The sequence below is a fragment of the Scytonema hankhaensis NUACC26 genome (assembly GCF_045865695.1).
In the GTDB taxonomy this organism is placed as follows: Bacteria; Cyanobacteriota; Cyanobacteriia; order Cyanobacteriales; family Nostocaceae; genus Scytonema.
Genome location: NZ_BAACAP010000207.1, coordinates 53,191 through 79,471 on the forward strand (window position 1 = coordinate 53,191; position 26,281 = coordinate 79,471).

Here is a 26,281-nt window from a genome sequence, read left to right on the forward strand (position 1 = left end):
GACGAAACTATTGAATGTTTAACATGGGTTGCCCGTATTGCTGCATGAGCGTCATTGACTTTGACGCGATCGTTTCTCCAGTGCTGCGCTTGAGAGCAAGGTGATTGAGTTGACTGCCTGCCTGTTTCAATAATTTAACAATTCCCGGTTGAATAGCATCGAGGCTATTTAATCCATTTGGACTTAAGGTCAGACCCGCACCAACGGGTTGCAAAGCCTTTGCCTGCTCGTAAACTTGCACGTTGAATCCCGAATTGAGCAGGGCGATCGCAGTCGCCAAGCCACCAATGCCACCCCCGATAATCGCTATATTCACGCTCATGCTTTCAGCCTCCTAAAAAGTGCATTGGGGACACCAAGTTATTTTCAATAGAGAAATCTTCTTATACGCTACAACCGATAAGGAAGCATCACGGCAGGGCAAAAGCCCATTTCTTCCCTTGTGCGCTTGGTGAGAGCGAATCAGAAAATTTTCTGAATGCACCAATCGACTTCAAGTACGTGTTGGATATTGATTTATAATTTTAACTCCTCTAGAGTAAAGCTTGCAATACTTGCCCACAAGCGCTCGCCTGCATAAAAGAAAGGAAAGCAAACGCGTTCACATTCACAGGCAGTTTTCAGTGTCAATGGTAAGCTGTTGTGCGATCGCGTTGCGTTGGTCAAGAATTTCAACCGTTGGTGTTGTAGAAGATACAGCCGCTTTTGAAGGTTCGGAGGTCAGTCGTTCATGTACTGATAACTGAGAAACTGAGTTTTGAAGGTTCGTTTTAACTTTTTCAGCTACTTGGTACCTTTGGGTTTGTTAGACCATTGGCGAGTAGAATTATCTCAAGAGAAATTGCAAAATTCAAATATAGATTTAGAAAATACTGTTAAGAAGTATTATAAAGGATTGCTAAAACTATTAGACGCTTTAGAAAAACATTCTCGTGGAGCAAAACATAAAGAAGTGATGAATATAAAAGAAGTAGTAAAAACAGCAGTTGAATTACTGCCTAGTTTAAAGATTACTCCCTTCCCGCTAGAAGATTCCCAAAACTGTATTATATAAAATACAAACACACTGCAAAAGAATCTCTTGTTTCTATAATTAATTAAAACGAATAGTTGACATGGATTGGAGAAGAAATGCCCACCTTAGAGGAAGTTTGGCGACTTTACTGGCGGCGTTTTCCCATCGCTCACTAGTCTAAACACCAGTAGATTTTAATGCTATCATTTCTCAACAGTTTGATTAAACTCTTTTCTTGACTTAGTTATTTTGTACTATTTTTTGGGGAGTTTTTTGTATGTGACAGTTAGGGTGCAGAAGGGGGGTTGGAATTAAGTATCATAGCCAGATTTATGGGATTTTACCAGCACTCGGTTATAAGTTGGTATGCCGGATTTCTCACAACTAAGGAATCCGAGCTTCCTACCGATTTTGTACGCTATCGCACATATTGCCAATTTCACTAGCATCGGCATCTTTGAGATTAGTCTTGAAATACTCACCTATGAACGCGCACCCTTCCCTAAGTAAAGAATTAAAATCCAATCTCCACAGTCTCACGGTGTTGTCATGACTTGCTGAAGCCAGAATTTTGCCATCTGGGCTGAAACTGACGCTCCAAACTCCGTTTGTATGCCCAGTCAAGGTTTTAATTTCTTTGCCTGTGGCGGTATCCCACAGTTTCACCGTGTTGTCACCACTTGCCGTTGCCAGGATTTTACCATCCGGGCTGAAGCTGACGCCATTAACCCAGTTTGTATACCCAGTCAGGGTTTTGATTTCTTTGCCTGTGGCGGTATCCCACAATTTCACCGTGTTGTCATCACTTGCTGAAGCCAGGATTTTGCCATCCGGTCTGAAGCTGACGCTATTAACAGCTTTTGCGTGTCCTCCTAAGGTATTCGGTGCGGCGACATTGTCAACTGTATCCAGTAATGCCAGTTCTACCTGTCTACGGGTATCAGCATCTACCAAGGGTGTATGTTGCATTTGCACAACAGCTTTTAAACTTGCTTTTAAAGCTTTTCGTCCATCTAAGTTCAATAGCGTATCTGAAGTAAGAGTAAGAGAATTAATTTCACGTATTGCGGCTCTCCACCAGCCCACACCAGCGACGCCTGCTATAATTAGAGCGATCGCACAGAAGCTACTGAGTCCAATAATTGTCCTTTGCCTGCGGCGATCCTGTTCTTGCTTATCACGATCCCGTTGACTTGTGCCAGCCTGAATAAAGTCTTGCTCCTCCTGCATCATTTCATGTGAGCGTTTGTGCAACCAATCTTCTGCTACAGTTAACGGCACACCTCGCAATAACGCCCCAGAATCATGATTGCTATTTTTCCACTCAAGCAATGCTACTTTCAGCCGTTCCTGCCAAACGCGAAACTGACGATTAGCATTCATCCACTCTCGCAGAGTTATCCATTCCTGAATCAGTGCTTCATGGACAACCTCCACCGTGTCTTCTCCTGACTTGTCATCGCGTCCCGTAACAACTAAACGGGCTTGACATCCTGCTAAGTAACTTACTAATCCCCAATTCTCTTCCCCGACTTCTTTGCGTATAGCCAACCGCCGAGTATCCTCTGTTCCTTGCCCCGGACGCACTAATTGTACAAAAATCCGCTGTGCATGCTTTTGCTCTTTTGCACCTAGTTGACTATAAACCTGCTGAGCATGATTAGCTAATGCCTTTTTCACACCGCCAATCTCATCATATGCTTGATGAGTTAACAATCAGTTTTGCTGCTTTGACCACAATCGCGTAAGAGCAAATTCCAACTGTGGTAAATTACCTGGTTCAAGTCCCACATCATCCAAAATTCGCTCTTGTAATTGTGCTTCAAATTGCACTTCCAGCTTTTGTGCAGGTAAAGCGATCGCTGCTTGAAGTTCCTCCCGATTCATGGAACTCAGTAGTAGGGGTGTAAACTCCTGCAATGCATCACTAAATGGACGGTAGGAGAGGACATAGCCGTAGAAGTCAGCTCGTAAAGTGAAGACCAGTGTGATACTTTGATGATGGATAGCTTCCAGTAACGTATCAGCAAAGCGTTCTTGTTCTTCCTTCTGGCAAAGGGTGTAGAGTTCTTCAAATTGATCTACAAACAATAGAAGACGTTTATCTGAGTTACGTTCTCTAATGCGAGACACCACCTGCTGCAAAGTCACTTTACCCTGCTGTATATCTACTGCTAGTCCAACCGCCGAGCGCAATTTTTCAGTTTCACCGATTCCTGGTTCTAATTGACGCACTAATGCCGAAGCAAGCTGATAAAATGGTTGATTACCAGGACGGAAAGATTCAATCAGCCAAATTCCTTCACTTCGCAACTGTGGAAGTAGTCCGGCAAACACCACCGAAGATTTGCCGCTACCAGAAGGACCATCCTATTCCATTTGTAACGGATGCTCATGGTATTATCCGTGTTGGTAAAACTCATGTAACACTTGCTACAGTTGTTACAGCTTTCCTTGAGGGTGCTACAGCAGAAGAAGTTGTGGAACAGTATCCATCACTTCAGCTTTCAGATGTCTATTCTGTAATTGGTTACTATTTACGCCACAGATCTGAAGTTGATAAGTATCTTGTAGAACGCCAAAACCGTGCAACTGAGGTTCGTCAGGAAACTGAGAAGCGTTTCAACCCGGTTGGGATACGCGAGCGCTTCCACGCTCGGCGTAACCAGCAAAGGTAAAGAGATGATGAACTATAATCAAGAAGCTACTTTTTAAAATACAAAATAATGTAAGGAGTAATTTAAACTATGTCTTTGTTAGAACTTGAAAAAGATACAGAGTTTCTTAAGAACCAATTAATTAAGAATGCTCGAGAAGAAACTAAATCTCAAGAAAATAATTTAGAAGATTTTATTGAAAAAATAGAATTCAATTTTCGTTTTCAAGATAGCGATTTTATATATGAAAATCTTAAAAAAGACTTTTTGATTTTTTCAAAATCTCTTAAGAAAATCCAAGAACAAGATTTATTAGTAGAAAATCTTGATATTAAAAATCAAATTAAGATTAGAGCATCACAGATAGATAACATTTACAAAAAGCTAAATAACTTAATCAGTAAATATGGTGATGTTATCAACAACAAATCATTAGAAAAACTTCAAGAGAGTATAGATTTTTTTGGATGGAGAAAAGAAACGCTAAAAGCTGCACTATTATTTCAAGAGATAGTAGAATTCTCTCAAAAGAAATCGCAAAATTCAAATGTAGATATAGAAAATGTCGCTAAGAAGTATTATAAAGGATTACTCAAACTATTAGATACTTTAGAAAAATATTCTCGTGGGGCAAAATATAAAGAAGTGATGAATATAAAAGAAGTAGCAAAAACAGCAGTTGAATTACTACCTAGTTTAAAGATTAACGGAGAAAAATCTAATACAATTTTCAAAAAAATAACGAATATAGGAAAAGCTATTTTATGGGAAGTTGATAAGTATGAGAAACTAAGGAATAACCAGCGTTTAATTATTGGAAATATGTCTTTTGAAAAACTTCTAGAAGAAAGTCAAAAAAGAATTCACCTTCTTGATACTTTAGACCCTAGAACAGAAGAAGAATTGCGAGATCAAGAGGAAGCTTTTAAAATCCTTGAAAATCGGTTTAAAGATAGATAATTATTTAGATGACCATTGTACTTCTAGATTCCAGTCCTTTAGGATTAATTACAAACCCGAGGAAAAACTCAACAGCAATAAAATGTAGAAGATTGATTCAAGAATTAGTAAAAAATAAAATTTTAGTGGCAGTACCAGAAATCATAGATTATGAACTTCGCCGCGAACTCATTCTCAGCGGTTCAGATGGCGTTGAAAGGCTAGATAGGTTAGGAGAACTAGGGTTAGCCTATGCTCCATTAACAACAGAGGTAATGAGGAAAGCAGCAGAGTTATGGGTATGGGCAAGAAAAACTGGTCAACCAACTGCACACAAAGAAAAAATTGATATTGATGTTATTTTGGCAGCACATTCAATAGTTTTAAGCTTAGAAACCGGAAAACATACAATAATTGCAACAAGCGACAGTGACCACAAGAGATATAAAGTGGACGCTGTGAAATGGGAAGATTTAACAGTAGAGTATTGTTTAAATCCAATAGCATCTAAAATTCCATTACGAAAATCCGAACAAAATTAGAGGCGATCGCCATTTTGAGTAACGCGATCGCCTCTAGCTAGCAACATTTGCTACTTACGAACCCTGAGTTGGAGGATTTGGTGGAAGTTGTTCGGGAGGTGCTTCAGCAGGAGGAGCAAGTTCAGCATCGGGAGCCACTTCTGCGATAGGAAGAGGCGATGTTTTATCCTCAGTATTTTCTTGAGCCGCTTCTACCAATTGCCAAGACGGGGGATTTGGTGGAATTGGTTCTGTAGCTAGCTTGGTTTTTGCTTCCGATTCAACCGGAATGTCGGCTTCTGTTGGTTGTTCTGATGTTGGAGTTGTGGTTTCAGTGTCAGTGGTAGGTTGGGGTGCTGCGTTGCGTTGGTCGATAATTTCAACCGTTGGTGTTGCTGTAGGAGATACTGTAGCTTTTGGAGTTTCAGAAGTTTTAGTTACCCCAGTGTGTTGAACCTTATCCTTTGGACGAGAGAAGGTACGGTTAAACCACTGTTGCAACGGGGCGAGCCGTTCTTGTAGTGAATTCTGAGAAACCGAGCTTTGAAGATTCGCTTTGACCTCTTCAGCACTTGGTACTTGGGTTTGTTGAGCCGTAGGCATCAATTGACGGCGCAATGAGAGAGTTTGCCAGCCAAACCACCCCAAAAGAGCGACACTAGCCACATGACCCAGCAAAAGACCTCCTGTAATGCGTGGTGCAAATATCCATAAAACTAAGGCGTAGAACAGCCCTACACCACTCCATATAAAATCATTCTTACGGTGGATTTCTGGGAAGAAGAAAGCTGCTAAATAAAGCGCTATACTACCCAAACCGACTGTCAGCGCTAGGACGTGTGCCAGCATCTTGTAGTTACTCCTTTCTTTTGACTAGGGATTGGGACTGGGGACTAGGGACTGGGGAACTCGGGGCCCCCTCTGGGGATAAGGGGCAATGAGGACTGGGAGCAAAGATATTATACTTTTTCTTCCCAATCCCCAATCCCTAATCGCCAATCCCCAATCCCCACTTTTGCAAAATTTTTCCGAAAAGTGTTGAGATAGATACAAATTAAAATTAATTGTTTGTATCTTTGTGTATTTTGACCCTGTTTGGGAAGTCTTAATGTCTTCTTTAGGAGAGAAGCGAAAATCTCGGACTAACCTAAAGATAAAGAGAATCTGCAAGAGTTAGCCAAAAAATTTATGACACAGCAAAGCTTTGGTGTGATTGGTCTAGCCGTAATGGGAGAAAACATCGCTTTAAACGTTGAGCGAAACGGCTTTCCAATCGCAGTTTACAACCGCTCGCGCGACAAGACCGATAAGTTCATGGCGGAACGTGCTAACGGAAGAAACGTCAAAGCCGCGTTTACTCTGGAAGAGTTCGTAGCTGCCTTGGAACGTCCTAGACGAATTTTGATTATGGTTCAAGCTGGTAAACCTGTAGACGCAGTGATTGGTCAGCTTAAACCGTTGCTAGACGAAGGCGACATCATCATCGACGGTGGCAACTCTTGGTTTGAGGATACAGATCGACGCACTCAAGAATTGGAACCTGCTGGTTTTCGATTCATTGGGATGGGTGTCAGTGGTGGTGAAGAAGGAGCGCTCAACGGTCCTTCTCTCATGCCGGGAGGGACACAAAGCTCTTACCAGTATTTGGAGCCAATTTTTACAAAAATTGCTGCTCAAGTCGATGATGGTGCTTGTGTAACCTATGTCGGTCCCGGTGGTTCCGGTCACTACGTGAAGATGGTGCATAACGGCATTGAGTACGGTGATATGCAGCTGATTGCAGAAGCCTACGATTTGCTGAAGAATGCTGCTGGACTGGATCACAATCAACTACATGAAGTTTTTAGTGAGTGGAATACCACCGACGAACTAAATTCTTTCTTGATTGAAATTACTGCTAATATCTTCCCATACATCGACCCAGATACAAATTTACCTCTCGTAGATTTGATTGTTGACTCAGCAGGTCAAAAGGGAACCGGACGTTGGACAGTACAAACTGCTTTGGAATTGGGTGTTGCCATTCCGACTATTACCGCCGCAGTTAATGGTCGAATCATGTCTTCCTACAAGCAAGAACGTATTGCAGCATCTAAGATCCTCACAGGTCCAACAGGTAAGTATGAGGGCGATAGTAAAGAGTTTATTAACAAAGTTCGTGATGCTCTTTACTGCTCAAAAATCTGTTCCTACGCTCAAGGAATGGCTTTGCTATCGAAAGCTTCTCAAACATACAACTGGAATTTGAAACTGGGCGAATTGGCACGGATTTGGAAGGGTGGCTGTATTATTCGGGCTGGATTTTTGAATAAAATCAAGAATGCTTTTGGCGAAAATTCATCTCTACCCAACCTGCTGTTAGCGCCTGAATTTAAACAGACAATTCTTGACAGGCAAAATGCTTGGCGGGATGTTTTGGCAACAGCAGCAAAACTAGGTATCCCAGTACCAGCATTCAGTGCATCTTTGGATTACTTTGATAGCTATCGTCGCGATCGCCTACCTCAAAACCTGACTCAAGCACAACGCGACTACTTCGGAGCACATACTTACGAACGTTTGGATAAACCCGGTGTTTTCCATACTGAGTGGGTTCCCATTACCGAAAAGAACGGCTAAATTCCAACCTGTTTTTTAGGAATGAAATCATGTGGGGTAGGCGTCCTCGCCTACCCTTAATTTATTGTAATTCGCCCACCTTTTATTCCTGGCTGGCAAGATGCCTGCACCACAAGAGCAAATTATGAAATGATTGTTCATCTGTAACTTTCTTGAACAACAACTCACCAATGTGGGGGCGCAATGCCTTGCGCCCCTACTAACCATTCTCATTTTTATACTTAGCTTTTAATTCCTCCAATTCCTCATCAATAATGTTTTTGCTAGAGGGTTGAGGTTTTTGCGAAGGTTGAAATTGCGTATTTGTACTTATATTATTTGAATTAGTACTACTGCTTCCTCCCAAAAATTTTGTTTTGATTTCTTGTAATTCTTTATCGATCGGGTCATTTTTGGTATTGACAAAAGTAGATTTTTGTGTTTCTTGCGGAGTACTGACAGGATTAATTATAGTTGGTGGTACGATAGGCGAAGCACCTAACGGCTTAAGCCGTATCGCGACTTGCTGTTGGTGATTCAAATCCGTGAGGACTGTATTAACTGTTTGATAGCGTTGGGCAACAGTAGGTTCCAACATTTTGTCAAGAATGTGTCTCAACTCGTTGCTTACGGGAGTTTTTAGATGTTGTTGCCAAACCCAAGTCGCATTATAAGTATCATATATATCAAAAGGAGAACACTGAGTTAGAAGATGAATACACGTTACACCCAAACTAAATATGTCACTGGCAAAAACAGCTTTTCCTCTGATTTGTTCGGGTGCGACATATTCTGGGCTTCCAATACTCGTACCTGTTCTGTTTAAAGCAGTATAAGTAGCTGCTTTTGCAGCACCAAAGTCTACCAAAACTAAATTTCCAACGGCAGAAACTGCCGATTTTCGGCGAATTATATTTTCTGGTTTAATATCTCTGTGAATGACTTGTCTTTCATGACAAAATTGCAACACTGGCAGTAAGTCGTTGAGTAAGTGCCGAATTTCTACTTCATTGAATGCAGCTCTTTGTGCCAATTCCTCAGCCAAATTCAGCCCATCAATAAATTCTTGTACGAGATACTGGCGATCGTCTTGAGTAAAATAAGCAAGTAGTTCTGGTATTTGTGGATGTTTCCCCAACTCATCAAGGCGCATGGCTTCTTGAGTAAACAACTCAACAGCTTTCTCCACTGTACTTGTGCCTTGGGCTTGGGGATAAAATTGCTTAATGACACAGCGCGGTTTAGACGGTTTATCCTCATCCATAGCTAAGAAGGTTCTGCCAAAACCTCCTTGCCCAATTGGTTTGATAGCACGGTATCTTTCTTTCAGGAGAAGTTTGGAACCGCAAGTCAAGCAAAACTTGCCATCATCGGTACGTTGAGGGTTGGGACAAAAAGGATTTAGACAGTAACTCATGTTAAAGCGATCGTACAATAGCGAACCTCTTGTTATATTCAGACTTCGCTCTCAGTTATCTTTATTTTGCCATGTCAAACAAAACGATGCTTCATATTCGCCAATTGTCAAGCTTTAAGCTGTAATTCAGTTCTTGAATTCTCTGATAATGGGACAAATTACCACTAACTAAGATTAAATTCTTTTGTACGGCAATCGCGGCAATCATGGCATCGGCAAGCCCTATTGGTTGTCCGGTGCGTTCCAAATCAGCATAAATTCGTCCTGCCAATTGAGCATCACTCATTTCTAGTGCTAGCACTTCTATGTTGATAATTTCGGCGAATAACTGCTGAATCTTGTCTTCACGTTGAAGCTTATGCCAACCTTTAACTATTTCTAACACAGTTATAGTGGAGATTGTGTAGTAACTAAGTGCAGAATGGTATGCTAAGGCTCTAGCCACAACTTTCTAATTTACGCCCTTCAAAAGTTCAGAAAAAATATCCGTGTCAAGTAGTGCTTTTTTCAAAACGTTGATTGAGTGAGTGTGCTGCTCTATCCTTCATAACTTCTGCTAACATCTCATCTACAGACTCAGGATCGTCAGCGAATAATCCTATCAAACGGTCTTTTGGTGCTTCAGCTAATACAAGTTGGTCAATTGCGCGTGCAATTAAGTCTGACAAATCACAATGTCGTTCTTTTGCCAGCAAAAGTGCTTTGTTAAGAGTTCTATCATCTAGTTCTAGTTTATTCACGCTACTTTATCTAAAAGTATTTATACTATAGCAAGCCTAAATCATTTATAAACAATTTTAAGTACTATAGGGTGGGCATTGCCAACCAACAGATTTATGTGGTGGGCAATGCCCACCCTACATGCTTATAAATCACATAGGATTGCTATATATGTATTATAGCATTGTTATTTTTGTACATACCAAAAGAGCGATTGGATAATACTAGGCATAGCAGTTCACTGAGATGTATTTTTATTTTAAAGTCTGTCACTGTGTTGTAGGTGATTTTCAATTTCCTGGGTGCGGATGATTTGTTCGCAACAGAACACTTTCATAACCGAGCCTTCAGCCACAAATGCAATACTCGGTCGGAGATACTCAAATGCAAAAATCACTTGATCTCGATAACCTTGGTTATTTTCACATACCCATACTGTCATTAATTTTTGGCCAATAAAAGACTGACACCAAGATGGAGTATCGATTACAGAAGTCGTGGGAACCGATTCTTGTCTTATCTCTATTTCATCAGTATCAGCCATTGGGATCAATGTAACTGCTGAATCTTGGAAAATCAGCTGAACTTTACCTAGGCAAAGTTCATTGCCTAGAAACTCTTCATCTTCAGCGATTGATACTGCTGTTAAAAACTGTCCTATAGAAAATTCATTTTCTACCATATTTTTCGTACTTCTTTTTAGCTTGTTTAAGAATTTTAATAGCAGTTTCTGCATCTGCATCTCCTAGGGACGCAAGATTAGCTAACTCACCAACTTTTAAATTTTGATAATCGGTTCGCAATTGATTAACTTGACCTTGCCCTCCTCCACGCTCTCGAATTACATCGGCAATGATGCTATCTTTCAGAATAACAAGATTGCCAAGTTTCTTCAGACCACCTGGTGAAAGTTTCACTCCCTCTTGCTCATCCATCAAATTGGCTTTAACTTTGTGTTTTCGTCTAAGTAAGTTTTCATCATACTGCTAAATTTTGATACTTTGCTGTTCGTGATTCGGCTATCTTCCGTTAAGTATGATTCACTGTCTACTCTCGACACTGGGAAACAGGGGATGGAAACTCACACCTAAGTCAAGGACGAAGTAGGAAGCATAGAAGGTAAAGTATAAAGGATAAAGTGTATCTAGATGTACTAATAATGCGGTTGAGGTAAAAATTTGTATGACAAGCTACCAATCACAGCAAGAAAAGCCCGCAACTGAATCGGTGTCAGATGCGGAACTTATCAACGAATTTATCGCTGAGACAACGAGTATCAACTATATAGAGATCATTGAAAACGTCATCGACACTTTAGAACAAGATGACAGTGCAATGGTGAGTCATCCTTCAGAAGGAGGTTATCGTTGGAAGTTTAACTATGGCACTATAGAAGTCTTTGTCCAACTGACTGGTACAACAGATGAGGATACCATAACGGTTTGGTCTGCGGTGCTAAAATTACCTGCTAAGGATGAGTCAAAGTTAATGCGACAACTCCTAGAAATGAATGCCTCTAGTACCTTTGAATCTCATTTTGCCATCATTGAAAACCAGGTGGTTGTTATGGGAACCCGCACTCTAGCAGATTTATCTCCTAGTGAAGTTTCCCGCCTGATTACGGTTGTAGCAACTATCGCTGATAACAACGACGAAGCGTTACAAGCTGAGTTTGGTCATTAAAGAGATTTATTTTCCCATGTGGCGACTGATTCCATTGCTAGAAGCGAATGGTAATTTGCAAATAGCAATCGATCGTTGGTTGCTAGAACAACACCTGTTGCGATCGTATCCGCCTACCATACGATTTTATACTTGGTCGCCACCGACTATTTCCTTGGGATACCACCAACACAAATATCCCGAACATTGGCAAAATCTTATTTGGCAGGGACAAAAAATCAACTTGGTGCGGCGTCCAACAGGGGGACGGGCGGTACTGCATCAAGGCGATTTAACTTATACCGTAGTCACATCTGGACTGACGGGAAATCGTGTTGAAATGTACCAGAAAATTTGTGAGTTTTTAATTCAAGGGTGGCGATCGCTTGGTGTAGAATTGCGCTACGGAACAGCAGGGCGAGGTTATATCCATAACCCCAATTGTTTTGGCACTGCAACTGGTGCCGATCTCGTCTTACCAGATGGAACAAAATTTATTGGCAGCGCTCAACTGCTACGGGAGGGAGCTATTTTGCAGCATGGTTCTATCCGTTTGCAACCAAATGCTGAGTTATTTGCTCGAGTTTTTCCTGGGGAAACATTCACATCTGTGAGACTGCCTCAATTAGATATTGAAAAGATTGTGACAGCATTAATGACTGCCGCTAGCTGTTGTTTTGATACCGAGTTTGAAGAGCATCCTTTTTCTCAGTCTGAATGGGAAGCAATTGCAGCTGGTGTTTCTAGCAAATAACCTGCTTGAGTCGATCGATTTCGATAATGAATTGTATTTGTTGATGGAGTCGGTTGGTTAACATATAGAGTTTGATAACTGTTAAGTTAGTTAGGGACTGCTAAGAAATAAATTATACATCTTGTGGAACGGGCGTCCTCGCCCGTCCCGTGCTAGTAGCTGGCTAGAAGCCCACACCACAAGAGAAAGCTGGATATTTTTTATTTGGAAGTCCCTTAGATGGAGTGAGAGGCGAGAAAAGCTTCGACTTCAGCTACAGTGGGTTGAGATGCGATCGCGCCTGCTTTCATCGTTGTTAATGCTCCTGTTGCACTGGCATAAGTCACGATCTTTTTGACAGTTTCTCCATCGTTTAAGCTTTGGATACCGTGAGTGAGTACTTGGTGGATGAAGCCAGCGACAAAACTATCTCCAGCACCAGTTGTATCAACAACAGGGACGGAAAAAGCTGGGAGTTTGCCTTCATTTTCACCAAGGCAATAAGCACAGCCGTTTTCTCCATCTGTGATCAAAACTCCTTCAACCGAATCGAGACGGTAAGTAATTGCACCAGCATCAGCTGTATCAAATAGCCATTCTGCTTCTTCTTTAGACAATTTGAGAAAATCGACTTGTTTAAATAATTCTTGAATTTTTTGAGGAGCTATATCGGGATTAGTCCAGAACACGGGACGCCAATTGATATCTAGAAGAATTTTGACATCATACTGTTCTGCTAGCTCCAAGGCACGGTAAATAGCTTGTCCGCTGTCAGGATAAGCTAACTCCAAAGTTCCTAACACGAGAAAATCTGTTGCTTCAAATAACTCTCTTGGTAATTTGTCAGCTTTTAGATAAGTGTCGGCAAACTCTGTGGTTTCAAAGTCTTTAAAGCCAGCAAAAGTGCGATCGCCTTCTAGCGAGCGGACAACATTAACTTGCCTTGTTGGGGCTGTGGGATGACGTTGTATGCCCGTTGTATCTACGCCCACTTTTTCAAACAGTTCTACCAGTTCATTGCCTGGTGCGTCCTCACCCACACAACCGATAAATCCTGAAGATGTTCCCAACTTCACTAAAGCACAAGCTACGTTAGCGGGTGCTCCTCCAGGATAAGCGGTCCAAGACTCAACCTCTTCTAGCTTTCGCCCCAATTGGTCAGCCAATCGGTCAAACAAAACTTCACCCAGGCACAAAACACGGGGATTACTCATCGAATTTTGGAATTTGGCTTAGGAATTTCCAGTATAAAATTACAACATTTCTGGCAATTTATTCGCGATCGTTCATACAATTAAATAGCAATCTTTGTTACCAAACTTAATTTTAAGTACTAGTAGGCGACAGCATTTTCAATTTCATTTTTACGTAAATATACTTAAAAAAAATAATATTTAATACAATAAATTTTGTGATTTTCTCTCCCCTCCTCCCTCAAGACTACGTAGGTTTTGCCATTCTTTCCTCCCTTCTGCCCCTCCATTAAAGGCTCAGTCTTTTTGTCTTTTTTAGTTTTAGCCAGTGCAAACATCTCCTTAGTTGTTTAACTCAATTTAAATTAACATAAATGTATAGCCTTTGTTCGACATTTATGAAAAACAAACGATTAAGTTTTCGATTAACAGAACGTAGATATCATAAGTTACTCTTATTGTCTGTTCAATTAGATAGAACAATGTCAAGCCTTATCGATGAATGGATAGACTCGTTACCGGAACCAAAAAAACAAAACGACACTGCACCCTGAAGGGGGAAGAGCGGTGAGTTCACGCTTGCGAGTCGGTTTCCGTCTCGCTTGCATTGGCGAACCCGAAGGGCTTTCATCCCTTGCCTTAAGGACGGTTGAGGTTCTATGCCGTGCTACGAACCTTAGCCTCAAGGGTTTTCAGCCGTTTTCCTTATAAAAATAGTATTTCTGCTTATACTTTAAGCATCTACTGCCAAAAGAATCTTCTAGAATGAAAAAGAGTGATTAAGTACATATACTAAAAAGGAAAAAACTCATGGCTGGTGGCGAGTCTCAGACCCCTGTTAGTCTATCAGACAGAGAACTGCAAATTATTGATTTAGTGGCTGCTGGCTTAACTAACCAAGAGATAGCAGCGAAGTTAGAAATAAGCAAGCGTACAGTTGATAACCATATCAGTAATATTCTCACCAAGACAGGCACAGACAACCGAGTAGCTCTTGTCCGTTGGGCATTACACTGGGGCAAAGTCTGCTTGAATGATGTAAATTGCTGTCCTCTGCCTAACTTCAACAATGATGCAACAAGTTCAGCAAACTCAACCAATGTCTAGCATTCTGTCAAGCTAATTTTGACGGATTGCTTATAGTTTCCTCCTCACAATTTAGATTTAAAGGCATAAATCTTGAATATCAAGTCAGGCAAAGGTAAACTTAAGTAGTTATTGTGTATTTTTATACATTATAACAAATAAAAAAATGCGACTGGCGATTGGCGACTGGTTACTCCACCTGTATCTAACTAGTAACAGATTAACTACACTTGTGCTTTTCCACGAACAACCCCGCTCATGTTTTGGCATGAACGGGGTTTCTCGCTTCACATACAGTAGCATCTCTGTTACAATTTTTGCCCACAGTAAACAGCAGGAAATTTATATAGTCAACAAAAATTAGCAACAATCTAGAGACTGAAACGTTACATTTAAAAGAAATCTATGTTGCTCTACAGTCACAAGAGCAGTGTTGCTATGGATACTTCTTCCACGTTTAACTTCTTTAATTTTGATATTACAACAGCCCCTCCACTGCAAGATGCCGATTTAGTCAAGCATTTATCATTTGTTCCTGGGTTGAAAGAAATTCTGACGTTGCGGCAAGTTCATGCTTTGGAACACGCGACCGTTTGGGTTCTAAGCGGAGCAAAAAATGCTTATACTCCTTTTGCTAGAGCGACGAGTCCCGTTCAAGTTGACAACGAACTATTGGGTGGTTTATCTACAGAGAAAGGATTTTATCTGTATGGAGAGGTAAACATTAGCGATTTACGACGTGCGGCAATGCTTGCTTTACACCGCCTGACTCATGGTGAAGGAGATTTAGCCGTGCATCCTCGTTGTGGTACAAATGTTTCAGTAGCGATGATTCTAACAGCTGGGTTAGCTGTGGGAATGCATCTACTATTACCACGAGGACCAATTGAGCAACTGATAGGTTTGGGGTTAGCAGCAACCACAGCTTGCGAACTTGCACCTGACGTAGGCGCTTCAGTACAGCGATACCTGACAACTTCCATTCCTTTCAATTTAGAAATCGACAGTATTACTCGCACGCGAGATGTTTGGGGACGCGATGCACATTTTATTAAAGTGCGATGGAGAGATTAGAATAGCAGTGACCAGTGACCAGTGACCAGTGACCAGTGACCAGTTATGCGAAAACTCTATTTTTTACTGCCTGGAACGTATGGTAAATTTGCGTGCGGAGGATTGTGGGCTGAGTTAAAAACATTAAACCTGACACAGCAAATTTGTAGTGCTGATGTTGTGACTTATCGTCAAAGGGAAAAAGACAAGCTTTTTCTAGATGATGTATTGAGAGAAAAAAATTTAGATGATATCATTTTTGTTGTTAGTTGGGGATTTGATGTACCTCGACTTGTGGCAAAGCTCAAGCAATATAATGTCGTCTATCACGCCCATAGTTCGGGTTATGGCTTTAGTTTGCCTTCAAGTATTCCCATCATTTCTGTTAGTCGAAATACTTTAGGATATTGGGGACAACAAGCTCCGCATTCCCTAATTTATTATTTGCCGAATCAAATTTCTGATGAATTTCAAAATTTTAACCTGGAAAGAGATATCGATGTTTTAATTCAAGTGCGTAAATCTTCTAAATATCTACTTCAGGAACTGATTCCGGATTTGCAACAACAATGTCAGGTAACAATAGTCAATTCCTATGTTGAGGACATAGCTGGTTTATTTAATCGAGCTAAAGTTTATCTCTATGATTCCGCAGAATATTGGGCGATACAGGGTGTAAGTGAAGGGTTTGGTCTTCAACCCATGGAAGCACTAGCTTGTGGTTGTCAGGTATTTTCTAGTATTAATGGTGGATTATCTGATTATTTAGATCCTGCATTCAATTGCTATAAAATAGCTGGTTATTCAAGAGAGTATGATGTTCAACGTATTTTAAAAGTTTTGAAATCTTGGAAACCTTCCAATTTGTCAGAAGAGTTTTTGACTGAATATAGAACGGATAATATTCTTCAACGTTTGAAGGTTATTCTTGACAATTTAAATAATTTTTACGATTGCAAAATGCAGTATTCTTCTAGAATTAAAGATTTGACAAAAATGCGTTTGATTGCATTAAATACTCAGCGAATATTTAGTAAGCTGACTCAGAAAAAAAGATAGTATATTTTGGGTAGGCAATGGTGGGCATTACCCACCCTACTGCCCACTAATAGTGAATGTAGGGCATAGCCCCACCCAATACTAGTAGCGGGCTTGAAGCCCGTACCACAAGCTTGGATAATTTATTTCTTAGAAATCCCTAACTTCAATTATGCCAACTTACTTATCAAGCATAACTCAACTTAATTTGAACGGTCATGTCGTTATAATCCTTATCACCACCATTAACAAGATCCTCAAAACCAAAAATGTTATCCCCTAATAAACGAATGTGATCTGTTTTGTCAGAGTTAGCACCTAAGAATGGAAAGTAAACTTGTGGGTCGTTATTAGGATTATTATCTAAGAGTGCATCGGGGGTATTGTTGATGATGATAAATGGGGCATACAGCAAACCGCCGTTGAAAGTTCCAGTGAAATTTGCTGTTGCTTTGTTGTTTACTGTCAAGTCAAGACCGCCAACACGTCCGCTCACAGCAGCTTGCGCGTAACTAGTGTCTCCAGGACGCAAATCAGTAATGCCATCGCCATTTGTGTCAATCCCACCCTTATCATCTGCTATTTTATAGAAGCCAATAAAGTTATTGAAAATAGCTTCTCTGTTAAGAATAAAGTCAGCTTTGACTTGAGTGTTAACTTGTCGTAAGTCGATGAGTTCGTTTTGCACTTTGCCTTGCAAATTAGTTCCCAAAGCAATATCTTCATCTGTGGCTTTCACTCTGACCGCAAAATCATCAAAGTTACTATTTTGAGTCGATGGGTCTTTCCAAGCTAGAGAAAACTCTCCATTATTCAAGCTTTCAACTTGGAAATTTGTGGTAGATGGAAACACGATTTTTGATAAAGAGGTATTATCAGAAATTACAGTGTCTGTTGTGCTATCGCTGACTAAATAAAATCTTAAGTTAGCATCTGAGTTAAAAACTAACTTGCGTGTCAGATCGGCATTAAATCCATTTGGGGTTTTGGCAAGAGCAGAAAAAATTACTTGAGATCGGTTTAATGCAGCTTCGGTGTAACCCGCAGAGTCAGGTGCAATACCGTTGATTCGACCTTGTGCATCGTCAACGGTAAATACTCCTAGTTCGTTGACCCGTTGAGAATTGTGTCCTGTCAGTTTAACTGAAATCTTGGCTTGATTGCTGCTATTTTGACCTTTGAGAGTGAAGATATCAAAAGCAATTTTGGTTAACTCAGAAGTTGTCGGCTTTATAGTTGGTGGAGTAGGTTTGTTAACGTTGCTATCAATGGGTTGGTTGTTTGTAGACCCTCCGGGAGTAGGATTCGCTCCTGAGTTGGTTGGAGATTCATTGATGTCATTGACACTAATGGTGAACGCTTTGTCGAGGAAGAGTCCGCCTTTATCAGTGGTACGAATACGGAGTTTATAACTTGATTTGCTTTCAAAATCAGGAGAGCTATTAATCAGTAGTTTGTTACTGTTAATCGTGAAGAGATTATTATCAGCATCTCCATCCCCTGCTACAAAGCTGTAAGTGAACTGGTCAATTGTATCTGGGTCTGTGGTGCTGAAAGTGCCAATTTCTGTTCCTACAGGAACATTTTCATTTATGCTAGTGGCACTCAATGCTAAATTGGTTGGAGCTTGATTGCCATTGTTAATAATGGTGACTGTGGCAGAGGTGTTGGATAAACCTAGATTGTAATTTTGTGCCTCTACCAAAGTTAGGATGAGAGTTTCATCGCTTTCGTTAAAGAGATTATCGTTAACTGGTACGATCGCAACATCTACAAAAGATTGATTGGCGTCAATAATTGCCGTACCCGTAAGGGTTGGGCTGAAATCAGTTCCATTAGTTGCCGTACCAGAAATGGTATAATTGACTTGAAGTGGCGAACTGATATCGCCAGAGCGACCGATGCGAAAAATACCTACGTCACCAGATTCGCTAGCTGATGGATCGATGGCTGCAATACCTACAATAGGTAGATTGTCGTAGACAAAAATGTCACGACTGTCATTAGTATCTCCTGTTACTAAATTGCTGGCATCTGTCTCAAACACTATATAATTTCCATTTGCGGATATAGCAGGGTTGTAGGAAGAGTTATTTCCTTGATTGCCCTGTGAGTCCACTGTCAAGAGTTTAGTTATATTTGTCTGTGTATCGTAAATAAAGATGTCTATAGCATTATTAGTATCATTAACTACTAGATTGCTAGCAGATGAACTAAATGTCACATAGCGTCCATCCGTTGAGATAGCAGGAGAAGAGGATGCATCGTTCCCTTGATTGCCTTGCGAATCTACAGAAATGCGTCGAGTCGTGCTTGTTTGAATATCGTAGATGAAGATATCGGAAGCATTATTAGTATCATTAGCTACTAAATTACTAGCCAATGACTCAAACACAATATAGCGTCCCGAACCTGAGATAACAGGATTGTAGGAGAAGTTATTCCCCTCTACACCAGTTGAACTAACTGAAATACGGCTGGTGGTACTTGTCTGAGTGTCGTAAACAAAGACATCACGATTGTTATTTGTATCATTAGCTACTAAATTACTAGCAAATGAATCAAACGTTACATAACGCCCATCTGCTGAAATTGCGGGAGAGAAAGATGAGTTGTTCCCTTCATTGCCTGTTGAACTTAGAGAAATAAGACGGGTAGTACCTGTGAGAGTGTCGCGGACAAAAATATTATTGAATCCATTTGTATTATTTGCTACTAAATTACTTGCATAGGATTCAAATGCTACGTAACGTCCATTTGAAGAAATAACAGGAGATGAAGATACATCGTTCCCTTGGTCGCCTTGCGAATTTATCGAAACCAGTCTAGTGCTTCCTGTTAAACTGTCGTGAATAAAAATATCGCTAAAGTCATTAGTGTCATTTGCTACTAAGTTGCTAGCAAAGGATTCAAATACGATATAGTTTCCATCTGCTGAGATACTGGGATTTCCATTGACAAAGTTATTTCCCTCAATGCCTCCTGTTCCGATGGAAACACGTCTAGTTGTACCTGTCTGAGTATCGTAGACGAACACATCACTAAAGTTATTAGTGTCATTGGCTACTAAATTACTAGCATCAGAACGAAAGGCGATATAACGCCCATCAGCCGAAATATCAGGACTGGAGGAACTAGTATTCCCCTGATTACCTCCCTGACCTCCGGAGACGCGGCTGATGTGTAATGCTTTAATACTTGCTACATCAAGCGTTTGTGTTTCAGTTGGCTGCATGAGTGTTTGTTATGGAATATAGAGCAAAGTCAAAACGTCATTGTTAGAGTGGTGGTGCGGGAAGAGGTTTGGCTCGGGCTGATGTTGGATTTACCCCACCTTGTCCCATATCAAACTGACTCATCATGGCAAAGTCTTCGTGAACCGTATTGTGGCAATGGTACATAAACCTACCTGCCTGCGAACCAAATCTCCCAATAACTCGCACTGTCTCAGCTTCACCAACGTAAAACACATCTTTCCAGCCTCGCTCGTATGGCAGAGGCGGTTGACCATTGCGATCGAGCATTTGAAGTTTTATACCGTGCAAATGCATGGGATGAATCCCAACATTTACAGGGTGAAGAAATCTCCAAATTTCCACATCATTCGATGGTATGTTGAAGTCAATTCTATTGACGTCCCACCCATTATTATTCATGACCCATCTTCCATTTATCTGGTCAAGAACGAAGTCGCGGGTTCGCACGGCAGCAGATTCAGGAATCAATTCAATATTGCGTAGTACGTTAGGAACAGAGCTATTATCTGTTTCCGCTCGCACTACATCAAAACGCATAATTCTGTCTGTATTTGGAGATTCAGTATTACTAGGTAGTGGAAGATTTCGTAGTTCTACTTGAGTTCCTATAGGATATTTAGAAAAATCAATAATAACTTCGTACCGTTCTCCTGGTGCAATACGTAGTTCTTGAGTATTGACTGGTGATGCCATTAAACCACCATCAGTACCGATCGCAATCAAGTTATCTCCTGTACTGAGAGTGAATCTGTAACTACGGGAACTTGATGCATTTAACACTCGAAAACGATATTTGCGATTAGCCACCTGCATATAAGGCCAAGGTACACCATTGACGAGTATTACATCGTCCATCACATTCGTCTGATTGTTAGTATTTAAATCGAACAAACCAGTAGACGTGAATCGTCTATCCTGAACGATCAGAGGCACATCATAATCTCCCTGAGGAAGTTGCAATGCAAGCTCTTCATTATCTTGGACTATATACATACCTGCTAACCCCATATACACGTTTCGGGTAGTCTGACCATGCCCGTGGTCGTGATACCAATAAGTAGCAGCAAGATTATTGGGATAGACGTAATCTTTGTAATACCCTCGAAGAATGCCGTCTGTAGCGTATCCATCATACTGAGGTGGAGATTCCATTCCATGTAAGTGAATAGCTGTGTTGACATCAAGCTCGTTGATAAATCGTACAACCGATCGCCGACCCTTAGATTGTCTAATTAAAGGTCCAGGAAATACGCCATTGTAGCCCCAAATCTCCGTAGTGCGTCCTGGTAAAATCTCTACTTGAGACTTCCGCATTATGATTTGGTAGTAATCAGTTGTTGAATCCTTACGGACTGGATTTAACAATGGTGGTCTGCGAAAAGGAAGTGTAAACGGCACAACGCCTCCACCAAACTGAGCATAGCCTCGGTTTTGAAGCCCTATGGGAATCAAAACAGCACCCCCTGCAAGCGCTGCCATTTTCAGCGCTTCACGTCTGCTAATTTTCTTCATAGCAAGTTTTTTAGTTAATAAAGTGGTACGAATTTGACTATCTTAAGAAATCGTCAAATTTCTACACAATGCATTTTCCAGAATAAATATAACAGGAGTTTTTCAATACCTTTTGCAATCCGATGTCAACTTAGTGAAACTTTCATGAAAGACAAGTTTTAGTAAACAATATATTGCTTGATTGTTACAAAACGATGGCGATTTTAACACATCAAGTATTGGGACGAGCGTAGAAAATTAATCAAATATGGAGAGTCACTGAAAACTTTTTCAGCTTTTGTGCGGCATAGCCCTACGAAAACTTTTTCAGCTTTTGTGCGGCATAGCCCTACCTACTAGATGACTTGAATCTACCGTCACTGGTCAGGTGGTCACTAGTCACTAGTCACTGTTAAACTCTGTCCGAAACTGACTGACAACCTTATCCAATCCTATAGAGTGTGCTGCTTTAAAAAGAATTCGATCGCCCTCTCGTACAAACGTCTTTAACCTAGCTACCAAGTCTCCATGATTTGAAAAGCATTCACAGGGTATACCTTCTGCACTCTCGGCTATGGCTTGGGCATCTTTTCCATCCACCAAAACCAGCAAAGCGTCTAAGTTTAACTTTCGCACTGTCTCTCCTACTTTTTGGTGGGTGTGGTGCGATCGCTCTCCCAATTCTTTCATTGCACCAAGTACGGCAATACGTCGATGTCCTGGGGTTTCTGCTAGTAAGTTTAATGCTGCTTGCATAGCTTCTGGTGCAGCATTATATGTTTCGTCTAATATAACGACATCGTTGGATAAAGTAAAACGTTGCGATCGCCCTCCTGGCATATCCACCGTCACGCCTGCTTCTAAAAATGAGCGATCGATATCTAGCTCTTGTGCGACTGCTAAAGCTGCCAGAAAGTTGGTTGCATTGTGGCGTCCGGGTAAAGGTAAGGGTAACTGTATCCCAGCCACTTCAACAGTTTCGCTATCAACGAGTCTGCCTTGAAGATCGCCACCAGACAAACCGTAAGTTATAACTTTTCCTTGCCATACTTTCGCTGCCGTTTCAATTAATAGCGGACAATCGTGGTTGAGAATTGCTACACTGTCTTTAGGCATTTCTGCAAGTAACTCGCATTTTGCTTGCGCGATCGCCTCTTCCGAACCCAAAAGCTCAATGTGTGCTGTGCCAACATTGGTAATCACTCCAATTGTAGGATTTGCTATGTGAGTGAGATCGGCAATTTGTCCTTGACCACGCATCGCCATTTCAATCACTGCAAAATCATGTTCTGTTGTCAGTTGCAGTAAAGTCTTCGGCACTCCAATTTCATTATTGTAATTGCCATAGGTTTTGAGGACTTTTCCTTTTGTCGCCAAAACAGCAGCAATGAGTTCCTTAGTAGTTGTTTTACCTACAGAACCCGTAACCCCAATGACTGGAATTTGAAACCGATCTCGCCACCATCTACCAATTTTCTGGTAAGCCTCAAGCGTATCATTGACTTGCAAAATAGGAAATTCGGTACTCTCATATTTATAATCGACAATAGCAGCCATTGCACCATTGGCGATCGCCGTTTGAATAAATTCATGCCCATCAAATTTCTCACCGCGCAAAGCCACAAATATTTCACCTGGCTTGAGAATACGGCTATCCGTTTGTATACCGTTGCTGGATTGTACTAGCTCTTTTTCAGATAAATTAACGGATTGGGCAGAAAGAGTTTTAACTAATTGGCTTAAAGTGACGGAAAAAGACATAATTCTAAATTTTAATCTTCGTGGCTGTATTTAGAGTACACCTTGTCCATAAACGGACAAGATTCCTTAAATGTTAATACTGTTCTAAGTTATCTGGAACTGCCCGGAAATTTTAACAGTGAACAGTAAACAGTGACCAGTGACCAGTAAACAGTGACCAATGACTAGTGACCACTGAATTTTTGTACTCTAAGAGGATGTTTTAAAAGTCCTTTCATCAGTAGCAAGACATCCAAGATCCCCCTAAATCCCCTTAAAAAGGGGGACTTGTAAGAGTATTTTCCCCCCTTTTTAAGGGGAGCCAGCGCTCTCCGGAGGGTCTCCCGAACTCACAGCGACTGGCGTGGGCTAGGGGGGATCGTGATATAACGGTATACTTGACAAACATCCTCTAAGGTAGGAAATTTGAATATTGAGGAATTTCTTTTTTGCGTAAACGAATTTTAGCGATTGTACTATTTTATGTTTCGCTAAAAGTATATAGCAATCCTATAAGACTTGGGAGTAGGCAATGCCCAACGCTACTCCTAGCAGTCACGGGGGGACCCGCCTACTTCGGGTGGCTCCCCTACATTACCTAAAATTGTTTATAAATGATTTAGGATTGATATATAACCAAAAAAGTCCAATCGCTTTTAGCAAACCTAATGTATAAAAGTTTATTGAAATAAGTTAATACGAGTTTCGGTTGTTATGAATATTCCTACTCCCTACTCCTTATATAAAAAAGCATTAGCCCCTGTTTTTAATCACCATCACTTCCACTATCTGAGTAGCGATGTTACGAGAAATGTCCAAAGCATAACACAAATCGTTCAAGAAATCCTGCTCTTCTCGCGTTACGATACCGTCTGCTAGCACCAAATCCGCAGCGACTGCAAAGGCGGCTTCTTTCAAGTCATAGGGTAAAGATTCCTTTGCTAAGTTAAACAAAGTATCTAAACCTTCTCTTCTAAGAACACCAAGAAGCTTGTCGAACATCCTGTTGATAACATCATTGGAATAACTTCTGAATAGCTTCATCCGAGACAGTGTAGCAGAAATACTACGAGCCTCCTCGTCAGAAAGATACCCATCTGAGGCAGTTGCAGCCAAGGTGATAGCAGCAAAAGCTTCTGCTGGTGTCAGGATTTCGTAGACTTGGCTTTGCGTACCAAACACTTTGTCAAATAGACCCATTTTTGTTTACTCCCTAATTGGTGTCTCATCAGCAGTGCATTTACCCGTGCTTGGATTGCTGTCGGTGGATAGTGCAGTGCTATGAGACTCTTGTCCTTTAGTGTTCCCAAGATTTTTCACAAACGAACACTTCTACTAAATTTTGCTTGACAAAAAGCCAACTTTTCGCTAAAGGGAGTAAAACGTCTAAGACACGGTGAGGGTGTTGGTATCAAATTTAGGGAAAACAATCCTAATGCAATCGCTTCTTGTCTATGCAATACGGCTGTACTCCGTTAAGCCTCCGGCTTATCGCCGGATTTTTCAATGGTTTCGACGATTGCCAAACCTACACCGGAAACAGCAATAAGTAAGAACACAGAAGCCAAGAAGGCGTTTACAAGTATCCGAAGGGCATCGTTAAAGAAAATGTAGCTGCTCATTGTCCGAACTTTTGAACTCGATGGTGCTAGTACTGATAGGTGTCTTCACACCTCACTCAACGTTTTTCGGCGATGAAATACTAGCATAAGCATCTTAACAAAACTTTAGCTCTTTCATAACGATGTTTATACTTTTTCTTTTTATTTATTAAATAAGCTTTTATTACATAATTTACGTAAAGTAAAAAGGTTTTCTTTTACTTAACCGTGTTTTTACTGTGCTTCATCGTAACGAGCGCAATACTCACTTTTCTACTTTCCATTCGACCCGATCTTGGTGGTCGCATCGATCGGCTACAAGACCTGAAAACAGGAAAAGAGTGGTTGTGGCATCCTTCAAATTACGAACCACAAGTATCCCGTAAGCTTGAGGTGGGTGCATCTTTTGATGGTAATTGGACAGGTGGTTGGGATGAAATTTTTCCCAATGATGCAGCAGGTGTATTCCAGAATCGAAACCTAGTGGATCATGGTGAGTTATGGTCGCAAGCGTGGGAGTTGTTGGAACAATCTGAGGTAAGTGTCAAAATGGCGCTTACTTGTCAAACAGTACCAGTGCAGGTAGAAAAAACCATTACCCTTGATGAAGAGCGAGCAAAAGCAACAATAAATTATTTGTTTAAGAACCAGTCGGAAGAAACTATTCCGTTTTTATTTAAGCAGCACGCTGCTATAGCGATTGAAGAGGGAGATGAAGTTCTTCTTCCAGATTGCTTTATTGAACCAGCAGTTTTAGAATTTAGTAAAATTATAGGTCGTCAAGAAAAAACTTGTTTCCCAAAAGCCTTTGCAGTCAATGGCAGTGAAGTTAACTTACAGCAGATTCCGCCACGATCGTCGCAATTACAAGAATTCTATTATAGTTCTCAATTAGCTACAGGGCAATGCGGAATTCGCAATCTGCGATCGGCTTCCACTTTGCTCATGAGTTTTGATACTGTTGATTTTCCGTATGTTTGGGTGTTTGCTAGTTTTGGCGGGTGGCAGAATCATTACGTGCTCGTACTAGAACCTTGTACTAATATTCCTTACGATTTGGAAATTGCTTGTCGTAATGGCACTTCGGCACTACTTCCTCCCAAATCATCCCAACTTCGGTCTTTAACTGTTGAATTACAGCGTTGTTGAGTACTCTCTCGTCTCTCGTTCCCAGCCAGAGGCTGGGGATGCAGACCGCGAGTGCATTTGTACTCTCTCGTTCCCAGCCTCTGGCTGGGGACGTATACAGCGAGGCTCAGCCTCGCTTTATAAGAACAGGAGGCTCTGCCTCCGCTCAAAGGCATTCCCAGGCGGAGCCTGGGAACGAGATGGAACGAGATGGAGGGTCTGACTCCTCATTTGCTACTCTATATAAACCAAAAAGCGCCCCTCTTGTGAAGGACGCTTCCTCTCTTGTCAAGACGGGATATTATCCCGCCTTTGCTTGATTAATTAGCCGTTGATTGCAGGAGCTTCAACTGCTGCCAAGTCGAGAGGGAAGTTGTGAGCGTTGCGCTCGTGCATTACTTCCATACCGAGGTTAGCGCGGTTGAGGATGTC

Annotated in this window: 27 protein-coding genes and 1 pseudogene; 13 read left to right on the top strand and 15 right to left on the bottom strand. The window is 41.1% G+C overall.

The window, feature by feature from the left end; translation table 11 throughout:
• Nucleotides 1-7: 7 nt before the first annotated feature.
• Complete coding sequence (locus tag ACKTT2_RS25465) at nucleotides 8-322, bottom strand: NAD(P)-binding protein (protein WP_407891775.1); 315 nt, start codon at nucleotides 320-322, stop codon at nucleotides 8-10.
• A gap of 301 nt (nucleotides 323-623) precedes the next feature.
• On the opposite strand from ACKTT2_RS25465, the gene ACKTT2_RS25470 reads away from it, so the two are divergent.
• Both ACKTT2_RS25470 and ACKTT2_RS25475 read left to right on the top strand, forming a co-directional pair.
• Nucleotides 624-746 carry a hypothetical protein gene (locus ACKTT2_RS25470; protein WP_407891777.1) on the top strand — a complete coding sequence of 41 codons (123 nt, stop codon included), beginning with the start codon at nucleotides 624-626 and terminating at the stop codon, nucleotides 744-746.
• A gap of 11 nt (nucleotides 747-757) precedes the next feature.
• A complete protein-coding gene (locus ACKTT2_RS25475) occupies nucleotides 758-1,054 on the top strand; it encodes a hypothetical protein (protein ID WP_407891779.1) in 297 nt (98 codons plus the stop codon).
• A 363-nt stretch (nucleotides 1,055-1,417) separates the two neighbouring features.
• Here ACKTT2_RS25475 and ACKTT2_RS25480 read toward each other — a convergent pair whose 3' ends face one another.
• A complete protein-coding gene (locus tag ACKTT2_RS25480; RefSeq protein ID WP_407891833.1) occupies nucleotides 1,418-2,398 on the bottom strand; it encodes a WD40 repeat domain-containing protein in 981 nt (326 codons plus the stop codon).
• Nucleotides 2,375-3,355 (bottom strand): annotated as a pseudogene (locus tag ACKTT2_RS25485) (nSTAND1 domain-containing NTPase); the annotation flags it as partial. The gene ACKTT2_RS25480 and the pseudogene ACKTT2_RS25485, both read right to left, overlap by 24 nt.
• Here ACKTT2_RS25485 and ACKTT2_RS25490 point away from each other — a divergent pair.
• The 3 genes from ACKTT2_RS25490 to ACKTT2_RS25500 all read left to right on the top strand — a co-directional run bounded on the left by ACKTT2_RS25490 (nucleotide 3,331) and on the right by ACKTT2_RS25500 (nucleotide 5,153).
• On the top strand, nucleotides 3,331-3,693 hold the full coding sequence (locus ACKTT2_RS25490; protein WP_407891781.1) for a DUF433 domain-containing protein: 363 nt from the start codon (nucleotides 3,331-3,333) through the stop codon (nucleotides 3,691-3,693). The pseudogene ACKTT2_RS25485 and the gene ACKTT2_RS25490 sit on opposite strands and share 25 nt — an antisense overlap.
• Before the next feature lie 69 nt (nucleotides 3,694-3,762).
• Nucleotides 3,763-4,632, top strand: coding sequence for a hypothetical protein (locus ACKTT2_RS25495; RefSeq protein ID WP_407891783.1), 870 nt, complete (start codon nucleotides 3,763-3,765; stop codon nucleotides 4,630-4,632).
• A gap of 8 nt (nucleotides 4,633-4,640) precedes the next feature.
• Entirely contained in the window at nucleotides 4,641-5,153 is a 513-nt protein-coding gene (locus ACKTT2_RS25500; protein ID WP_407891785.1) for a type II toxin-antitoxin system VapC family toxin, read from the top strand.
• A 54-nt stretch (nucleotides 5,154-5,207) separates the two neighbouring features.
• Here ACKTT2_RS25500 and ACKTT2_RS25505 read toward each other — a convergent pair whose 3' ends face one another.
• Nucleotides 5,208-5,981, bottom strand: a complete 774-nt coding sequence (locus ACKTT2_RS25505; RefSeq protein WP_407891787.1) for a Ycf66 family protein — start codon at nucleotides 5,979-5,981, stop codon at nucleotides 5,208-5,210.
• Between the two features lie 339 nt (nucleotides 5,982-6,320).
• Here ACKTT2_RS25505 and gnd point away from each other — a divergent pair, with 339 nt between their 5' ends.
• Complete coding sequence (gene gnd / locus ACKTT2_RS25510) at nucleotides 6,321-7,751, top strand: NADP-dependent phosphogluconate dehydrogenase (protein WP_407891789.1); 1,431 nt, start codon at nucleotides 6,321-6,323, stop codon at nucleotides 7,749-7,751.
• 199 nt (nucleotides 7,752-7,950) lie between these two features.
• Here gnd and ACKTT2_RS25515 read toward each other — a convergent pair whose 3' ends face one another.
• From ACKTT2_RS25515 to ACKTT2_RS25535, 5 genes are all read right to left on the bottom strand, one after another.
• Nucleotides 7,951-9,147, bottom strand: coding sequence for a protein kinase domain-containing protein (locus ACKTT2_RS25515; RefSeq protein WP_407891791.1), 1,197 nt, complete (start codon nucleotides 9,145-9,147; stop codon nucleotides 7,951-7,953).
• A gap of 91 nt (nucleotides 9,148-9,238) precedes the next feature.
• On the bottom strand, nucleotides 9,239-9,592 hold the full coding sequence (locus ACKTT2_RS25520; protein ID WP_407891793.1) for a PIN domain-containing protein: 354 nt from the start codon (nucleotides 9,590-9,592) through the stop codon (nucleotides 9,239-9,241).
• A gap of 46 nt (nucleotides 9,593-9,638) precedes the next feature.
• On the bottom strand, nucleotides 9,639-9,887 hold the full coding sequence (locus ACKTT2_RS25525; RefSeq protein WP_407891795.1) for a hypothetical protein: 249 nt from the start codon (nucleotides 9,885-9,887) through the stop codon (nucleotides 9,639-9,641).
• Between the two features lie 239 nt (nucleotides 9,888-10,126).
• A complete protein-coding gene (locus tag ACKTT2_RS25530) occupies nucleotides 10,127-10,549 on the bottom strand; it encodes a DUF6334 family protein (RefSeq protein ID WP_407891797.1) in 423 nt (140 codons plus the stop codon).
• Entirely contained in the window at nucleotides 10,536-10,802 is a 267-nt protein-coding gene (locus tag ACKTT2_RS25535) for a hypothetical protein (RefSeq protein WP_407891799.1), read from the bottom strand. The genes ACKTT2_RS25530 and ACKTT2_RS25535 overlap by 14 nt, the downstream gene beginning before the upstream one ends.
• Nucleotides 10,803-11,049: 247 nt before the next feature.
• Here ACKTT2_RS25535 and ACKTT2_RS25540 point away from each other — a divergent pair, with 247 nt between their 5' ends.
• Together ACKTT2_RS25540 and ACKTT2_RS25545 are read left to right on the top strand one after the other, a co-directional pair.
• Nucleotides 11,050-11,550, top strand: coding sequence for a YbjN domain-containing protein (locus ACKTT2_RS25540; protein ID WP_407891801.1), 501 nt, complete (start codon nucleotides 11,050-11,052; stop codon nucleotides 11,548-11,550).
• Between the two features lie 16 nt (nucleotides 11,551-11,566).
• On the top strand, nucleotides 11,567-12,283 hold the full coding sequence (locus ACKTT2_RS25545; RefSeq protein WP_407891803.1) for a lipoate--protein ligase family protein: 717 nt from the start codon (nucleotides 11,567-11,569) through the stop codon (nucleotides 12,281-12,283).
• 215 nt (nucleotides 12,284-12,498) lie between these two features.
• On the opposite strand, the gene ACKTT2_RS25550 is transcribed toward ACKTT2_RS25545, so the two are convergent.
• Nucleotides 12,499-13,476, bottom strand: a complete 978-nt coding sequence (locus ACKTT2_RS25550; RefSeq protein ID WP_407891805.1) for a carbohydrate kinase family protein — start codon at nucleotides 13,474-13,476, stop codon at nucleotides 12,499-12,501.
• 546 nt (nucleotides 13,477-14,022) lie between these two features.
• Between ACKTT2_RS25550 and ACKTT2_RS25555 the strand changes: the two genes are divergently transcribed.
• The 4 genes from ACKTT2_RS25555 (at nucleotide 14,023) to ACKTT2_RS25570 (ending at nucleotide 16,653) form a co-directional block, all read left to right on the top strand.
• Nucleotides 14,023-14,166 (top strand): hypothetical protein, encoded by a 144-nt coding sequence (locus ACKTT2_RS25555; RefSeq protein WP_407891807.1) that lies wholly within the window; start codon nucleotides 14,023-14,025, stop codon nucleotides 14,164-14,166.
• Between the two features lie 99 nt (nucleotides 14,167-14,265).
• Nucleotides 14,266-14,562, top strand: coding sequence for a photosynthetic electron transport-dependent transcriptional regulator PedR (gene pedR / locus ACKTT2_RS25560; RefSeq protein ID WP_407891809.1), 297 nt, complete (start codon nucleotides 14,266-14,268; stop codon nucleotides 14,560-14,562).
• 417 nt (nucleotides 14,563-14,979) lie between these two features.
• On the top strand, nucleotides 14,980-15,615 hold the full coding sequence (locus tag ACKTT2_RS25565; RefSeq protein ID WP_407891811.1) for a DUF6391 domain-containing protein: 636 nt from the start codon (nucleotides 14,980-14,982) through the stop codon (nucleotides 15,613-15,615).
• 45 nt (nucleotides 15,616-15,660) lie between these two features.
• Nucleotides 15,661-16,653 carry a glycosyltransferase gene (locus ACKTT2_RS25570; RefSeq protein WP_407891813.1) on the top strand — a complete coding sequence of 331 codons (993 nt, stop codon included), beginning with the start codon at nucleotides 15,661-15,663 and terminating at the stop codon, nucleotides 16,651-16,653.
• Between the two features lie 166 nt (nucleotides 16,654-16,819).
• Here the strand turns inward: ACKTT2_RS25570 and ACKTT2_RS25575 are convergent, their stop codons facing one another.
• The 5 genes from ACKTT2_RS25575 to ACKTT2_RS25595 all read right to left on the bottom strand — a co-directional run bounded on the left by ACKTT2_RS25575 (nucleotide 16,820) and on the right by ACKTT2_RS25595 (nucleotide 24,742).
• Nucleotides 16,820-19,867 (bottom strand): DUF4114 domain-containing protein, encoded by a 3,048-nt coding sequence (locus ACKTT2_RS25575; protein WP_407891815.1) that lies wholly within the window; start codon nucleotides 19,865-19,867, stop codon nucleotides 16,820-16,822.
• Between the two features lie 43 nt (nucleotides 19,868-19,910).
• On the bottom strand, nucleotides 19,911-21,401 hold the full coding sequence (locus tag ACKTT2_RS25580; protein ID WP_407891816.1) for a multicopper oxidase family protein: 1,491 nt from the start codon (nucleotides 21,399-21,401) through the stop codon (nucleotides 19,911-19,913).
• Between the two features lie 381 nt (nucleotides 21,402-21,782).
• The gene (locus ACKTT2_RS25585; RefSeq protein WP_407891818.1) at nucleotides 21,783-23,141 is read right to left on the bottom strand and encodes a UDP-N-acetylmuramoyl-tripeptide--D-alanyl-D-alanine ligase; all 1,359 of its coding nucleotides are present in this window, start codon (nucleotides 23,139-23,141) and stop codon (nucleotides 21,783-21,785) included.
• 732 nt (nucleotides 23,142-23,873) lie between these two features.
• Nucleotides 23,874-24,320, bottom strand: a complete 447-nt coding sequence (locus tag ACKTT2_RS25590) for a tellurite resistance TerB family protein (RefSeq protein WP_407891821.1) — start codon at nucleotides 24,318-24,320, stop codon at nucleotides 23,874-23,876.
• Nucleotides 24,321-24,595: 275 nt separating this feature from the next.
• Nucleotides 24,596-24,742, bottom strand: coding sequence for a hypothetical protein (locus ACKTT2_RS25595; RefSeq protein WP_407891823.1), 147 nt, complete (start codon nucleotides 24,740-24,742; stop codon nucleotides 24,596-24,598).
• A 207-nt stretch (nucleotides 24,743-24,949) separates the two neighbouring features.
• On the opposite strand from ACKTT2_RS25595, the gene ACKTT2_RS25600 reads away from it, so the two are divergent.
• Nucleotides 24,950-25,870: an aldose epimerase family protein gene (locus tag ACKTT2_RS25600; protein ID WP_407891825.1), complete on the top strand. Its 921-nt coding sequence runs from the start codon at nucleotides 24,950-24,952 to the stop codon at nucleotides 25,868-25,870.
• Nucleotides 25,871-26,281: the final 411 nt, after the last annotated feature.